Source organism: Paenibacillus gyeongsangnamensis (assembly GCF_027533625.1).
In the GTDB taxonomy this organism is placed as follows: Bacteria; Bacillota; Bacilli; order Paenibacillales; family NBRC-103111; genus Paenibacillus_G; species Paenibacillus_G gyeongsangnamensis.
The window spans coordinates 1-13,128 of the sequence record NZ_JAQAGZ010000015.1 but is presented as its reverse complement, the minus strand read 5'-3'; the positions used below and the strand labels follow the sequence as shown (position 1 = coordinate 13,128).

Genomic DNA, 13,128 nt, shown 5'->3' with positions numbered 1-13,128 from the left:
ATCCCAACCTGACGAGCGACCGCTCATTAAGGGCACCAAGCTGCGGCTATCGAGCCCTGGAGGCACAGGAACATCGACAAATCGCATAGGGTCGCAAACAAATCGCACAAACTGACATTTTCATCCACGATACGCCCGCCCTCAAATCCTTTGAGGTAGCGGATGATGAGCGGTACCCTCACGCTTGCTTCGAAAAATTTCTGTTTCTCCCACACGCCGTGCTGCCCTAACATTTCGCCATGATCTGTCGTATAAATGATGATCCAATCGTCAAGATTTTGTCCTGCGTGCTGAAGCGCTTCCATGACTTGATCGAAATAGCCGTCGATCGTCTCAACCATTCCATAATATGCGGCCGTCGCGCGGCGTAAATCCCGCTTAGAGGCGGGGGTGTCGGTCGGCACCTGGAATTTGTGCAGGGACGGATGATCGAATACTTGCTCGTTCAAGTATGGCGTAACCCGGTTTAAGTAATAAGTAAATTTATCCTCGCTTGTGAAATAAGGATAATGCGGTTGAAGAACGCTCACCTTCAGGAGCAGCGGCTCGATTTTCTCCCGGTCGCCAACCTTCTGGAAAAGGTCATATGGCCAGGAGGCAGGTCCTGCCCGTATTTTTCGCATCCGGTAGTACACGGAAACTGTCCGGACATGATACTGTGCCTGCTCGGTATACAAAGGGTGTAGGCGTTACGAAACACCGTACCCGTTTGCGCCAGACGATCCAGATGGGGAGTCCGTATGACAGGATTCCCTTCAAAACCCGTAACGTCCGCCCTGTGCTCATCGCTCATCAAAAAGAGGATGTTCGGTTATTTTTCATTGCGGGATCCTTTCTACAAACCTGATCTTATCCACAACCATATTGTTGACGGAGTGCAAATAAAATTGTCCCCTATCGCATTCAGCCTGAGATTGGTTTAACACTTTCCAGTTATCGATGAACAATCCATCCACATGAACCGCTATCAGGTGGAAAGGCTGCACCGCATAGTTGATGCGGTTCGGATCCAGCTCTATTCGACGGCCCCCGGCGGGTTTGCTGATGTTCTCCACTTTGCACGGTCCGGTTATTTTCCACCTGATATTGTTCGAAGAAAATAAAGTCTTAGACTGGAATTGTTTATTTGACGCCATCTTGAAGAAGGAGAATCCGCCTACTTCTGATAAATAAGTATTAGACTGAGCCAAACAAATAAAACAGCGGCAACCATGGACGAGAAAATAAAGTCCTAGACTGCGCTGTTTTATTGCTAGCGTACCAACTCCGCCATACTAAATATGGCTAGCTACATATGACCGGCTACTTTCCGGATTGCCTCCACGGCGTCCCAGCAGTCTTCTTCAGTCATGTTCTGATGTAAGGAAATACTAATCGCTCGGCCCAGCAGTTTCAAAGTTTCGGGACACATATCCTTCGAGTAATGAACGTTCCCTTTGTAGCTTGAACAAGTCCATGGAGTGTCGGTTCCGGAAGCTCCCCTCTTGGCGAGAATATAGTCCCAGTTTGCATAAATGTGCCGGTCGGCAAAACCATTATTGTGAATCGTGCCGTTCGGAATGCCCTCAGCCACAAGCAACTCAGAAAAGGTAGAGGCCGTTTCGTTGTCCGGCAGATAGAACGCTAGTTTGTAGGAAACATCGCCCTCAGGATCGGGTACCCGCTGTAATTGGATGCCTTCAATCGATCGAAGAGCTTCCACAATACTTCGTTTTGCTTTTCTCAGTTTATTAATAACCTCATCGATTCTCGATGATTGTGCCAATCCAAGAGCGGCTTGAATTTCGCTCATTCGATAGTTTTCACCTGGAAACGAATCGACTGAACCGGGATTGTCGACTCCCCAGAATCTCATGGCGCAGTCGTGGTAGATGCTGGCGCGTGCGTGAATCGATGGATTGTTGGTTACCATCATTCCCCCTTCTCCTGAAGTGACCACCTTGTACTGCTGGAAGCTGAAGCAACCTGCGTCGCCGATCCCCCCTAATGCTGTTCCTTTGTAAGAACCGCCGTTGGCTTGAGCGACATCTTCAATGACAAGCAAATGATACTTGCGGGCGATTCGCATGATTTCATCCATTTGACAGGGGATACCGCGCATGTGCACAGGAATGACCGCCTTCGTATGGGGAGTAATGGCGGCTTCGAACGCTGCAGGGTCCATGGTAAGGGTATCGTCAATTTCCACGATGACGGGAACCGCACGGGCTATGAGCACAGCGGCCGCTGTTGCAATAAATGTATACCCCGGTACAATCACTTCATCCCCAGGACCGATACCCGCCCCGACCAGCGCACTTACTAACGCAGAAGTACCGGCGTTTACGGCCAGCGCGTAACGGCTGTTCGTGCGTTCACCGTACAATTTTTCAAGCTTTACAGATTCTGAATCATCCAGTCCTTTGGAGTAAAAACGAAAAACCCTTTTTTTTTGCAAAACATTGAGTAAGTATTCTTTTTCCTTCTCGTCAAATTCCTCTGAACTTATAAAAGTGGGGACCCAAGCCTTCGTTCGTACGGGAGTACCACCGTATTTAGCCAACATAACATATTATCCACCTTTCATTTGTTTGTTTAAACTCGGAATCTCAACCGGAGCAGTCAATGAACGGGAGGTTACCGGAAAGAATTCCATAACTCCACCGGATTGTCTTTTCATATAAATTTCCCCGCAGCAAGCTGCGGGGAATTAGACTCTCAGAGTTAAAATAAGCCTATACTTGATTATGACAACCCTTGATCCGCTTATTTCCCAACGTTTACTAAGGGAATGGACTATATTACATTTCGAAAATGGTTATAACCGGATAGTGATCAGATGCTCGTTCCGTTAAGGCATTTCTAATAATATTAGATTCTTTAAGATAAGCCTTTAAATCAGAATTCGTAAAAATAAAATCTACACGGGAACCATTCCCTTGTAATGTTCCATACGGTACATCATGGGAGGGGTTCGTTTCTCGCCATGTATCCGAATATCCCGCATTGAGAATTGTCTCAATAATGGGACCACGAACCGCTTGACGGTGATCTTCGGGAAGGTGCTCCCCCCAAGCAGGGGACATATTCCCTTCTCCTGGTGCCCATGCATTAAAATCGCCAAGGATGCAATGTGGTCCATCTATTTGTTTTACAACATCAATCAATGCTTCTACTTCCCGCATTTTGACATTCGAACCGGGAGCTCCAGCGCGAGCACGAAAATGCAAATTGAAAAAACCGATCGGTTTTTGATTCGGAGGCTGTATCCATACTTCAAAGATAGGACGGAACATGGCCTCCTTATCACCCGGATGCACGATTAGCTTTGTTATTGGCCAGCGAGTTAAGATCGCCAAATGCTCCGGTGCCGGTTCCGTTTCCGATTCCGGCATGTTGCAATGGCCAATAACTGGCAGCATGCCACTCCGTTGAGCCAGGATCATCAATCCATCGATGTCATCTACTTCTTGGCACGCCACAATATCTGGCTGTGCTTCATGAATAACTTGGGTTAACTCATCCAATCTATCGCCAGGGGCATGCAGCATATTGTAAGTCATTACTCGAATTGTTGTCATAACATTTTTTCCTTTCATCAACAAAATTAGTTTGAATCGCCGGAAATCGTAATCCCCGAAATGAAGTAACGTTGGCCTACAAAAAAGATGACCACCATGGGAAGCGTAAATACGACAGAAGCAGCCATAAGCAGGTTCCAATCAGCGGAATGCTGTTTTAAAAATGAGCTTAACCCTATAGAAAGCGTCCAGTGCTCTGGTGTGTTCAAATAAATAAGCGGCCCCATATAGTCCGTCCACGCCCCAACGAAAGAGAGCAGGGAAACGGTGGTCATGGCCGGTTTGCTTAACGGACAAATGATTTGCCAAAAGATACGCCATTCAGAAGCGCCATCAATTTTTGCGGCCTCGCTTACAGATTCCGGAATCATCAAAAAAAACTGTCGAAATACAAATATATAATAAGGAACACCCAAAAAATGAGGAACGATTAACGGCCAGTATGTGCCCACCCATCCTAAATCACGAAAGATCAGATATGTCGGAATAAACGTAACGATTCCCGGCAAAAACATCGTTCCCAGCAAAATACCGAAAAGAAATTGCTGTCCAAACCATGCGATTTTCGATAATCCATACGCCACCATGCTGCTGGAAAGTACTGAACCCATAACTGTCATCAGCGAAAGATATACCGTATTTCCCAATTGACTCCAAAACGGAATCGTTTTTAAAGCATTTGGATAATTTTCCCATAAAAACGGCCATTCGATCCATTGGATAGGAAGAGTGAACATATGCTCAAGAGGTTTCAACGAAGATGTAAGCATCCAAAAAAAAGGAAATGTCATCGCGATGCTGATGAAGACTAACAGCACATAAGTAAAAATGATGTTTATTTGGATAGGTTTTTTGGTCTTAATAATTCGCTTCGTTATTTCCATTTTTTCAATCCCTCATAATAAATCCATTTTTTCGACCACCAGATTAGCAGGCCTACCAACACAGCGATCATCAGGAACAACACCCATGCCAAGGAAGATGCATACCCCATCCGCAAGCTGATAAATGCAAGCTGGAACAAATAAATAGAATAAAATTCTAAGCTTCCTCCTGGCCCTACGCTGCCACCATCCGCAGCGCCCCCACCCATGATGTAGGCCTGTGTGAAAAACTGCATAGCCCCTAGTACGCCCATAATCAGATTAAATAACATCAGTGGTGAAATGGCCGGGAAAGAAATATGGCGAAATCGCTGCCATGCATTAGCGCCATCAAGGCGGGACGCTTCCAACAAAGTTGGTGAAACCCCTTGAAGACCTGCCAAAAAGATCATCATGGTTCCACCTACTCCCCATAAATGCAGGAGAATCATGCTTGGCTTCGCCCACTCCATACTAGCTAGCCAAAGAGGACCAGTAATATGAAAGAAGCGCAGAATATTATTGATCATCCCAAACTGGGGATTAAAAATCCAAATCCAGAGCATGGCTGTAGCTACCGGTGGAACCAATTGAGGTAAATATAACAAAGTCCGAAATATTCGAAGTCCTCTAATCGGTTGATTTAATAAAACTGCGAAAATTAAGGCAACCAACAAACTTAACGGGACCATGAATATGACAAGATATAAGGTATTATAGGTTGTTTTCCAGAAAGTTGGATCAACCATCAATTGCTGATAATTTGAAAGACCTACCCAATGAGTGGTACCGACAATACTGTAGTTGGTAAAACTATAATACAAGGATAAGAGAATCGGATAGAGTACAAGTCCCAATAAGCCGATCACCCAGGGAAAAACGAAAAATATTCCCCATAAGTTTCTGTGAAGGACTAGTGATGAACGTCCTTTCCCCGAACTTAAAAGTGCCCGGGGAAAGGTTGTTTTAGATTTTCTTTCTTCTATCATTATTTCTGTCCGCTTTCTTGCCATGCTTTAATTTCAGAATCCACCATCGGGGCAATTTGCTTCTGTACATCTTCCAGAGCTTGCTGCACAGTCATTTTGCCCATTTCCGCCTGTTGAATGTTCGTACTGAGCTGTTTCCCGAAAGTTGCCGCTTCCGGAATCGGCGGGAATGGAGTAACATTTTTTTCACCACTGTATTTCCAGAAAAACGCCATTTCGAGGTGTGCCAGGTTCGCCCAAGAACGTGCTGGATTGGATCGTATTTTCGGGCGAGCCTTGAAATTTACTGTCTTCTGGATCGCATTATTCAGTACCCACCGAACGCGGACTGGGAGAGGAAGTGAGCCGGCCGCAAAATCGCCGCGAAGACTTAATGCTGCTGCTTCAGACGGAGATGGACGCGATGAAGCAGGGGCTGTTCCCGCCTGCCGCCGATCCTAAGAGCTGCACATGGTGTGATTATAAGTCCGTTTGCGGTTCCCATGCCGAGCAGTTTACGGAGAAGAGGAACGCTCCTGAGAATAGTGAGAGGCTCAGGCACATTGTGGAGGTGAGCCGGTTTGCTTAAAGAGCAAGTATTACATGACGATGAGGCAGCCCGCGTAGCCGGTACTTCTTCAGCGAATCTCCCGATTTCTCGTTCCATGATGTCATTTAATAGGAATTGATCGTGATGTAACGATTCACTACCATCCAGACAAGCTTCTTTTAAGCTCATAAGGTACCGGTTGAAAATTTCATGAAGCAAGCTTCCCCGCTGCATGGCGTCCAGCCATTTCGTGCGGTCATAGACGGCGGCCTCTTGCACCCGAACTCCGAGAATCTCTTGATAAAAGAATTGCAGAGGACATCTTCCGTAAAGCTCCAGCTTACCGGCACTAAACGCCGAAGCCGGATGGGTATCTCCCGGAAGCGGCATAGGATAGGTATCCGTGTCAACAATTCCATCGTAAGCCGAACATTCGAGTGCAAGCCTCGACTGCTCGGCCTTTTTTCCATCCATTAACGAAGAATAGTAGGAGTATACGCCCGCCTGCCCCGCTTTAATCCGGGAACCGTCCGTTACAAGGGATCGCATCCAGGCCTCGGCCGCATTCATGGATAAGTCCGCCGTACCGCCATAGAATCTTACGGCTTCTCCCATCTCGTACTTCATCGTTTCGTAGTCCGCTTCTTCCTGCTTCTTTTTCCTGCGGAACACTTGAAGCATTTCATATGCCGGCAGCTTCTCCTGATTCTCCGCTATGTCATAAGAACAGTAGCTCAGGGTACATGAGCCGCGGATCAACCCGATCCGGCTATCGCGCTCCTCCTTCTGCAGCTTCATAAGCTCCCGGCTTTGGAGTAAATAGGGACTGATTCGGCTGCGTTCTTCGTCAAGCAATACAGGATCCTGCCTGGTGGAAACGGACCAATTCGTTTCGGTCATTCCCACGATGAAGGTGCAGGGCCTTCCTGTATTCCCGCCGGAAGCGAGGGAGGTGACATGAATTCGACCAGGAGAGGGTTTACTCGCTGTATGAATTCTTAACTCCTCCACGGCTTCACGAACATGCCGCAAGGCAAGCGTGCAATCCATCGTAAGCTCTCCGGCCCTGTTCAGCGACTGCGCCAAATTCTTAAGGCCGTTAAGGACTTGAACATCGCCCTCATTTTTTACAACCGCATACGTCTCGACGAAATCTATCACGGTATTGATTAGCTTCTCCGGTGAAGCGAGGGCCGTATCAGTGAGAGGATGGAATAATCGTTCAAAAACCCGGCGTAGCATTCGCAAGACCCTTGCTTGATCCTCTGTCATGTTCTTTGCATCCGGCATACTCTCCAACAGCTTATATCGCTCCCGCCCCCAACCGATTCCTGAACGCTCCAGCTCGCGGATCACGTTTGCCGTTGGGATATCCTCCCGCTCTTGATCACGCAACCGGATAATGCCTTGCTTGAGCCCAGATAGCAGACAATCTACACGATACCCGGTCTTCAGCCATTCCAAATAGAGCTTTGCCGCTTTGCCCGCATTCGTGATGCCAATAGGAAGTCCGCCCGAAAATGTGCATCGGATTTGTGCCATCGAGGCTATGGTATAAACAGCCGCTGCGCTCTTGTCGTAGTCCGAAGCGATGATCTCCACTTGATCCCATGGGATGTCCTTCTCCGTGATCCGGCGTATCACCTCTCTCACTTCCGCCATCGGGCCCAAGGCGTGAAACAATTCCGCGGTTTCAGCAGGGAAAGCGGAATTCGGACTTGTGAACCCTTGTTCGGCGAATAGAGGGATACAGCCACCTGCAGTGAGAGCCTCAAGAAGGCTTCGAACGGCATGGTCCCGAACGGCCCCTTCATCCACGACAATACAATCCTCTGCCCGGCGAAGCTGCTCCGCATACGGCAGCAGGGCGGCAAGATCGGCAAGCTTGTTCACCATCAGCTCTCTCTCGTATTGTCCCAGCAGCGCTTTGACGAACAGGCCCTTTTGCTCGTTTTCAAAATGCTCCGGCATCAATTGATCCGCTCGCACTCGTGCCCCGCGGAGCTCCATGACCGCATGATGGAAAGCTTTCAACAGACCCGGTGTTAAAGTCATTCCGGTCAAATAGGAGGCTGCGGCTCCCGTCATTCCCTGAATCAATTTGCAGACGATCCATTTGGATTCCAGGCCGGAGACATAACGGACCTTGTTCCTTGCGAGGATCAGCTTAAGTCTTTCGAGCACCCAAGATTCCGGCGTCATCACCTCGGTGTTCAGAACAGGGCCATATTGCCTCGCCACCTGCTCGAGCCACTGATGGCCTTGCGCATTGCTGGCTGTAAGCAATATCTTACGCTGCATCGGGCTGCTTTGGATAACCTCATATAAATGCCCGATTCTCGTTAACGAATTCAAAGCGCATCCCCCCAACCCTCGAATTAAGCTTCATACAGCTGCTTCCAACGTTAAATTGGAAATGGGAATATTCATAGCACTTAGAGCATCCAGATCGATGTAGATCGTTCGTTCCGTCGTTTCACACAGATCAGCCAATTTTCTGGTAAGGATGCCAGGCTTGGATCGAATGGATTGATAATGCTTAAATAATAGTAAATTTAACCCAAAATTAAGAGAATTCTATTAAATTAATATGCAGCCCCTTTACTTCTCATTCTTCAATAAGAAAGCATGGTATATCCATTCCGATTGCATAGCATGAAAGTAATTTTTTTGTTTTTCGCTCACATTTTATTGATGTATGAATCCATTACGCATTATAATTATTCCATCTTTGTTATAGCTTTTATGGCAACATCATTGCCTCCAATGAGCACTTGCCGATCTCAAAAGCATTGGAGATACAATCTGTTATAACAGGAGGCGGAGGATGCAGGTATGGCAAACAACAGATTCGTAACCTTTAGTTTAAGCAGTTCTCCGAAAAGCAATAAAACAACGCTCGAACGCGAATGGGAAAAGTTTATGTCCGGAAGCTCCTCGCAGCTTAATGTCAGGACTTCCATGTACAATTCTTGGCAGCGTTGCATAGAGCAAGGGGTCAATCCGCTCCTTAGTAAAGCCTCTTATAACTTAGGAATGGATCAAATTCAAGAGTTCGTGACATGTGATCCGTTATTTCGAATGATTGAACCGTTTTTAAAGAAATTGAAGCAGCTTTCAGCAAATACCGGCTATCTCGTGACATATTCTAACGCGGCCGGCGAAATGATTTACTTTGACGGCGATATGTCTTTAATGTTGAAAGCGGAAGACATTAACTTCTCGCCCGGCACAGACTGGAGCGAAGGCAGCGCAGGGACGAATGCGATCGGAACAGCCTTAGTCATCGGGGTACCGACTCAGGTGTTTGCCGGCGAGCATTTTTGCCAAGAGATTCATGGCTGGACATGCTCCGCTGCCCCCATCCGCGACCCCGCTACAGGCAAAGTGCTCGGTGTTATCGATTTAACCGGCTTTTGGACGGTTAATGATCCGAAATCACTTGATGCCGTTGCCCAGGTGGCCCAAGATATCGAGAATATGCTTTGCCATCAATTGAAATTCGAGCGTTTCCGGCTGTCTCAGTATTTTGCCGAGCTAACCAAAAGATCAACCCATCCGCTAGCTGTTCTAGACCGCGGAGGACGAGTCATCAAAGCTTCCAAGCTGCTATATGAGAAAGGCTGGATCTCACCCGATCATTGGATGGAAAATACACCGCTCATAAAAGAATCTTTTCCTTCAAGGGAGAATTGGGAGATTGAACATGATAATACGATGTGGCTATTTGAACTCACACCTTACTTTTACGGAGGAGTGGCCATCGGGTCGATTATCCATATCCTTCCGCCCGACCTTGCCGTTTTCAAATATTTACCGGATTTCCGCCATACCCGGGCAGCCTCATCACCGCTACAAAGAGACGACACTGCAGAAAAGAGCGCAACCGCTTCCAAACAAGACCGCTTTTATAAATCGTTATTCGAGCATCATCCTGACGCCATTTTCTCTTATGATTTAGAAGGGATTCTCCTTGGCGCCAATCCGGCAGCTGAAAGATTGCTTGGCTTTGATGCGAGTGAACTGAGAAACCTAAAGGTCCAAGACTTAACTCTCCCTGATTTCAAAGAACGAAAGCTGCGGGCTTTTGCCAATTCGGCAAGCGGTATGCAGCAAGAGTACGAAGCTGCTGTCCGTCATAAGCAGGGGCATAGTATTCATGTCTCGTTAAGAAGCTTTCCGATCATTGTGGACAACGAAATCGTCGGCGTTTATGAAACAATGCGGGATATCACGCCGAATTATCATCAAATCCACGAAGACTTGAAGTCGACAAAAGAACAGCTTGAGTTCTACTTCCGCAATACGGAAGATGCGGTTCTTGTTACAGACACGAATCTTCATATCGTAAAAGCCAATAGATCTTTTGAAAAAATATACGGCTGGACCGAGCAGGAACTGCTCGGAAAAAAGATCCCAACGATTCCCGACCACCTAAAATGGGAAGCCGACGAGCTTTATAACAAGGTATTCAGTACCCAGCAAGTCCTCCCTTATGAAACCGTAAGACAGCGCAAGGATGGAAGCCTGATCGATGTCAGCAATTTCGCTTCCCCGCTCTTTGACAGCAAAGGCAATGCCGTCGCCTATGTGGTCATTTCAAGAGATATTACTGAACTGAAACGAATGCGCGAAGAGCTGATAGGAAGCGAGAAACGGCTGCGGACATTGATTAACTCCATGCCTGACATCGTTATATTCAAGGACGGTCATGGAAGGTGGGTCGAAGCGAACGATGTTGCACTTGCTTCTTTACAATTAGAGGATACCGACTACCTGGGAATGACGGATCATGAACTTGCCGCGTGCAATGAATTTCATCGGGAAGCTTTTTGGCAATGCACGTTGTCCGATCAATGGGCTTGGGAAAAAGGCAGTCTGATTCGCATCCAAGAAATCATTCCAACTCCCAAAGGTATCGCAACGGTTTACGATATTATCAAAATTCCGATCTATCATGCGGACGGCACACGCAAAGGACTTATCATCATTGGACGTGACATCACGGAACTGAAGCAAACGGAAGAACTGCTTCGTAAAACGGAGAAACTTGCCGTTGTCGGTCAGCTGGCAGCAGGGATTGCCCACGAAATTCGCAATCCGCTTACGACACTCAAAGGGTTCCTCAGCTTACTGAATTCCCGAACAACCGACACAGACAGCTATCGGTACTTGGAAATCATGTTATCCGAAATTGAACAATTGGAATGGATTGCCAACCAATTTCTGACCGTGGCGAAGCCTCAAACCGCGAAATTTGATGAGAAAAATTTAGAAATGGTGATCCGGCAGGTTGCTTCTTTTCTCTATCCGCTTGCGATCATGCACAATGTACAGATTTTGATAGAGTCGGAATCCGGGGAGGCGCTTATTGAATGCGATGAAAATCAGCTTAAGCAAGTGTTTATCAACATTGTGAAAAATGGCATTGAAGCCATGCCGCAAGGAGGCCAAATTGAGATTATAATCAAACCAAACACGGATTCCGTTTCGGTTCAAGTGAAAGATAACGGATACGGAATACCGCATGACAGAATCCCCCACCTTGGCGAACCTTTTTACAGCCTGAAGGAAAAAGGAACAGGCCTAGGTTTAATGATTTGTTTCAAAATCATCAAGGAGCATCACGGGACCATTCAGATTGCAAGTGAAGTCGGCCGGGGAACAACCGTTGAAATTATTTTACCGCTCAAGTACTCTACGGTTTTTCAATGATGATAAAATGAGTTAAACAGAAGGAGCTGCCGCGGCAGCTCCTGTAGTATTTTTTCCGGATGATCACTTAACAACCCCAATATATCTTTGCAAACTATACCGGATGTAATTTATCTTTTTGTTCTTGATACCACTGAACCATTTGTTCCATTTTATCGGCAACTACTGTAAAATGCGGAGGGGTTGCAAAATTCACTAACCCCCCTCCTCCCCGGATGATTATTACCATTATATCACAGTAAATTAATTGTTAGACGAAAGACGCTCACTAGATACTTGGGGCAGGCATTACGTGCTCACAAAGCAGGCGGGGTTGTTTCCGGCTGCAACGTCTGTGAAGCTTTAGATTTTTCCTGAATATCTCTGCGGGTGATCCCCAGGTAACCGACAAGAACAACGATAATAATCGTTAAGCCAAGGCTGAGCTGGCCTTTGTCTATCCCAAGACCACCGTGGTGAGAAGGCGCAGATATCCAGTCCGAGAACGAGGCACCTACCGGCCGCGTCATGATGTAGGCGAACCAGAAGGCCACAATTTTATTTAGACCAAACAACCAGCTGCACAGAGCCGGGATAGCAAGCAAGACGGTAAATAGCACGCCAGAGGAGAAATAACCCAAGTGCATGGTATCCGCGGCCATGTCTCCTGCAGCGGTGCCGAGCGCGAACGTTGCCAGTACAGTGGACCAGTAAAAAAACTCGCGACGATGGGTGTAGATACTGTGTATCGACAGAGTCTTCTCTTTCGTGTACCAGATTATGAAGATCATGGTCAGAGCCGCCACATAGAACACGGTTGATCCAAGGGGTGAGAGGATACTGTTCACAACATCGGCAGCCATCGTACCAAAGATACTGACCATGATCACAACCAACCAATAGATCCATACCACATATCGACGTACTGAGAACTGCAGTACCAACGAGGCTGCCAAACCAATTCCCGCGAGAGCTACCGCAATTAGCGGATTGAATTGATGGACGAGATAATCGGAGAACACCTCGCCCATTCCAGTGGTCAGCACCTTGATGATCCAGAAATAGAACGTAATTTCCGGAACCTTAGTCAAGATCTCCTTTACTTTTCCATTTGAAACCATTCCATTTCCTCCCCAAATATAACTACGACTAGACTAATATAGCGATCAATTATTAAAAACATCTTATGTCAAGATGAACGATCGCTTAATAATCACAGAGTTCACGGAGGTAAATGATGTAAACGTAATATTTTTCATCTTTCCTTAAGGAAAAGAGCTTATAGAGCCTGTTCAAAAAGCACCATTTCAATATTGAAAGCAGCAGTTTAGGGGGCTAAAAGCAACTCCAGAATTGGAAATGAAAGGTTGGTAGCTGTGATGAACAACCTTTAGCAGTACCCATTCAATTTCTCCCCCTAAATTTGGACAGACGTATCCCTTGTGCGGTGAATGGTTTTTTTCGGCTGCATGTTGGAAGAGCTTATCCTGCCA

The 13,128-nt window shown here is 46.8% G+C and carries 11 protein-coding genes and 2 pseudogenes; 3 read left to right on the top strand and 10 right to left on the bottom strand.

All coding sequences use genetic code 11. The features are described 5' to 3' along the window. Window positions 1–26 precede the first annotated feature (26 nt). The 7 genes from O9H85_RS21750 to O9H85_RS21725 form a co-directional block, all read right to left on the bottom strand. The gene (locus O9H85_RS21750) at window positions 27–623 is read right to left on the bottom strand and encodes a sulfatase-like hydrolase/transferase (RefSeq protein WP_269883524.1); all 597 of its coding nucleotides are present in this window, start codon (window positions 621–623) and stop codon (window positions 27–29) included. Further along, window positions 533–793, bottom strand: coding sequence for a sulfatase-like hydrolase/transferase (locus tag O9H85_RS37850; protein WP_409348178.1), 261 nt, complete (start codon window positions 791–793; stop codon window positions 533–535). The genes O9H85_RS21750 and O9H85_RS37850 overlap by 91 nt, the downstream gene beginning before the upstream one ends. Window positions 794–1,288: 495 nt before the next feature. Beyond that, a complete protein-coding gene (locus O9H85_RS21745) occupies window positions 1,289–2,545 on the bottom strand; it encodes a DegT/DnrJ/EryC1/StrS family aminotransferase (RefSeq protein ID WP_269883523.1) in 1,257 nt (418 codons plus the stop codon). A gap of 235 nt (window positions 2,546–2,780) precedes the next feature. After that, window positions 2,781–3,560 (bottom strand): endonuclease/exonuclease/phosphatase family protein, encoded by a 780-nt coding sequence (locus O9H85_RS21740; RefSeq protein ID WP_269883522.1) that lies wholly within the window; start codon window positions 3,558–3,560, stop codon window positions 2,781–2,783. Between the two features lie 26 nt (window positions 3,561–3,586). After that, complete coding sequence (locus tag O9H85_RS21735; RefSeq protein ID WP_269883521.1) at window positions 3,587–4,444, bottom strand: carbohydrate ABC transporter permease; 858 nt, start codon at window positions 4,442–4,444, stop codon at window positions 3,587–3,589. Continuing rightward, window positions 4,435–5,412 carry a carbohydrate ABC transporter permease gene (locus O9H85_RS21730; RefSeq protein ID WP_269883520.1) on the bottom strand — a complete coding sequence of 326 codons (978 nt, stop codon included), beginning with the start codon at window positions 5,410–5,412 and terminating at the stop codon, window positions 4,435–4,437. Before O9H85_RS21730 ends, O9H85_RS21735 begins: the two co-directional genes overlap by 10 nt. Continuing rightward, a complete protein-coding gene (locus O9H85_RS21725; RefSeq protein ID WP_269883519.1) occupies window positions 5,412–5,627 on the bottom strand; it encodes a hypothetical protein in 216 nt (71 codons plus the stop codon). The genes O9H85_RS21730 and O9H85_RS21725 overlap by 1 nt, the downstream gene beginning before the upstream one ends. Before the next feature lie 158 nt (window positions 5,628–5,785). Between O9H85_RS21725 and O9H85_RS37845 the strand changes: the two genes are divergently transcribed. Then, entirely contained in the window at window positions 5,786–5,980 is a 195-nt protein-coding gene (locus tag O9H85_RS37845) for a hypothetical protein (protein WP_409348180.1), read from the top strand. A gap of 120 nt (window positions 5,981–6,100) precedes the next feature. On the opposite strand, the pseudogene O9H85_RS37840 reads toward O9H85_RS37845, so the two are convergent. Then, window positions 6,101–6,331: pseudogene (locus O9H85_RS37840) on the bottom strand (PD-(D/E)XK nuclease family protein); the annotation flags it as partial. Window positions 6,332–8,776: 2,445 nt separating this feature from the next. Between O9H85_RS37840 and O9H85_RS37835 the strand changes: the two are divergent. Together O9H85_RS37835 and O9H85_RS21710 are read left to right on the top strand one after the other, a co-directional pair. Beyond that, window positions 8,777–9,400, top strand: a pseudogene (locus O9H85_RS37835) (Fis family transcriptional regulator); the annotation flags it as partial. Window positions 9,401–9,586: 186 nt separating this feature from the next. Then, the gene (locus O9H85_RS21710; RefSeq protein WP_269883517.1) at window positions 9,587–11,656 is read left to right on the top strand and encodes a PAS domain-containing sensor histidine kinase; all 2,070 of its coding nucleotides are present in this window, start codon (window positions 9,587–9,589) and stop codon (window positions 11,654–11,656) included. 296 nt (window positions 11,657–11,952) lie between these two features. On the opposite strand, the gene O9H85_RS21705 is transcribed toward O9H85_RS21710, so the two are convergent. Both O9H85_RS21705 and O9H85_RS21700 read right to left on the bottom strand, forming a co-directional pair. After that, the gene (locus tag O9H85_RS21705; protein WP_269883516.1) at window positions 11,953–12,756 is read right to left on the bottom strand and encodes a COG4705 family protein; all 804 of its coding nucleotides are present in this window, start codon (window positions 12,754–12,756) and stop codon (window positions 11,953–11,955) included. A 186-nt stretch (window positions 12,757–12,942) separates the two neighbouring features. Beyond that, a partial coding sequence (locus tag O9H85_RS21700) for a hypothetical protein (protein ID WP_269883329.1) occupies window positions 12,943–13,128 on the bottom strand: 186 nt, incomplete at its 5' end.